The organism is Martelella alba (assembly GCF_005217455.1).
Taxonomy (GTDB): domain Bacteria; phylum Pseudomonadota; class Gammaproteobacteria; order Enterobacterales; family Enterobacteriaceae; genus Acerihabitans.
Genome location: NZ_SZPQ01000167.1, coordinates 1 through 681 on the forward strand (window position 1 = coordinate 1; position 681 = coordinate 681).

The following is a 681-nucleotide window of genomic DNA, read 5'->3' on the forward strand; positions in this document are numbered from 1 at the left end:
AGCCTGTTTTTCGATTTTGAAGCGGCCAACCACATGACCCGGGGCAGCGTTGAAAGCCTGCAACTGGCCGGCACCTTTTCCACCTACCCCAATCCGCACATCACCGTGCTTCAGGCCTTCTTCGTCGAAACGGTCATTGCCGCCATCCTGCTGTGCCTTATCCTGGCGCTGACCGACGACGGCAACGGCATTCCCCGCGGGCCGCTGGCGCCGCTGTTAATAGGCCTGCTTATCGCGGTGATCGGCGCCTCGATGGGGCCGCTGACCGGGTTCGCCCTCAACCCGGCCCGTGATTTCGGTCCCAAGGTCTTTGCCTACCTGGCCGGCTGGGGTACGGTCGCCTTTACCGGCGGACGTGAAATCCCTTACTTCCTGGTGCCGCTAATAGCGCCGGTGGTGGGCGGGTGTCTGGGCGCTTTCGGTTACCGGGCGCTTGTCAGCGCCCATCTGCCTGCGGCGGTAACCGAAGAGGGTCTGGAGGAGACGCGTCGTTCCGGTAGCGGACATAAGGCATAACCTGATATTTCACAACGATAACGAAATAATCACAAGAATTTGAAAGGAAAACATCATGCCATCTGAACAGAAATACATCGTTGCCCTTGACCAGGGCACCACCAGTTCCCGGGCCATTATTCTGGACCATGATGCCAATATCGTCAGCGTCTCGCAGCGCGAGTT

General features: G+C 58.9%; 2 protein-coding genes. Both read left to right on the forward strand.

Annotated features, from left to right (window positions below; genetic code table 11):
- Positions 1-516: aquaporin (locus FCN80_RS26240; protein ID WP_170975549.1), on the forward strand; the 516-nt coding region annotated here is incomplete at its 5' end.
- 55 nt (positions 517-571) lie between these two features.
- Positions 572-681, forward strand: a 110-nt coding sequence (locus FCN80_RS26245; protein ID WP_170975550.1) for an FGGY family carbohydrate kinase, incomplete at its 3' end; no start/stop codon positions are given.